Origin of the sequence: Tepidibacter formicigenes DSM 15518 (assembly GCF_900142235.1) — a bacterium.
GTDB classification, from domain to species: Bacteria; Bacillota; Clostridia; order Peptostreptococcales; family Peptostreptococcaceae; genus Tepidibacter; species Tepidibacter formicigenes.
Genome location: NZ_FRAE01000147.1, coordinates 1 through 1,162, shown reverse-complemented (window position 1 = coordinate 1,162; position 1,162 = coordinate 1). Strand labels below are relative to the sequence as shown.

Annotated in this window: 1 protein-coding gene; it reads left to right on the top strand. The window is 29.9% G+C overall.

Annotated elements, in window-relative coordinates:
• The first annotated feature begins 107 nt into the window (after nt 1-107).
• Nucleotides 108-1,055 (top strand): IS982 family transposase, encoded by a 948-nt coding sequence (locus BUA77_RS13290; protein WP_072891094.1) that lies wholly within the window; start codon nt 108-110, stop codon nt 1,053-1,055.
• Nucleotides 1,056-1,162: the final 107 nt, after the last annotated feature.

The window sequence follows — 1,162 nt, the reverse complement described above, 5'->3', positions numbered from 1 at the left end:
TAAATTAACTCGTTGTGCTAGTTAAAATTTACAAATAGAAAAACTCCAGCAAATTATGTTAACCTATCATTAATAACGACCAAGAAATTAAGATAGGAGGAAAACATATGCTGGAGTTCCATAAGAAATATTCTATCAAAGAAATTAATGACTTGAAAGACTTTATTATTGTCAGTTATGTCATAATTGATGATATTTACCAAAACATTACTCCAACACATATTAAAGAACGTAGAAATATCAGTGGTTGTATATTAAGTGATAGTGAAATAATTACCATCAGTATTGTTGGTGAATTATTAACCATTGATTCCGAGAAAGCTTGGTTTGGTTTTTGTAGAAAGAATTTTAGAGACTTATTTCCCAAATTCTGTGATAGAAGCCGATTTAATAGAACCCGTAGGGCACTGCACTCAGTAATAGATGAAATTCGAAAAGAAATTACATCTATGCTTGGTTACACCAATGATCCGTATAGGATTATTGATAGTATTCCAATATCAGTGTGTAAATTCGGTAGAGCTAGGTTTCATAAAACTTTTAGAGGATATGGTGCAGACTATGGTAAATGTCCCTCTAAAAAGGAAACTTATTTTGGTTATAAACTTCATTTACTTGTAAGTCTTGATGGATTTGTAACTGATTTTGTCCTTACTTCAGCAAGTGTTGATGACAGGAAAGTAGTATGGGATTTACTTGAATCCTATCAATCAATAACTGTATTAGGAGATAAAGGATATATTAATAGCAACATTTCTCCTGAGTTAAAGAATGAGAAAAACATTAATCTTATTCCTTTAAAGAGAAATAATAGCAAGAATCAATATCCTAAATTCATAAGACAGTTAATATTCAAAGCTAGAAGAAGGATTGAAACCACTGCTTCGCAACTAACAGAGCAACTTAATATTGAAAAAGTACTAGCAAAATCCCTCTGGGGTTTACAAACACGTTTGAAAACCAAGCTATTAGCCTATAATCTTTGCTATTTCGTCAACAAAACGTTAGGAAAAGATTCAGATTTAGCTAAGATAAAGGAATTAGTATTTGGATAATTAATCCAATTATCTAATTTTAATACTAGTATGAGTTTTTTTGACTTATTATATTACCATAATATTCCTCATGCTAAAAATCTAAAATAGCACAAGAAGTTAAATTA

Bases quoted from the DNA above. Each gene is read 5' to 3' on its own strand.
- BUA77_RS13290 (WP_072891094.1), top strand. From the start codon at position 108: ATGCTGGAGTTCCATAAGAAATATTCTATCAAAGAAATTAATGACTTG.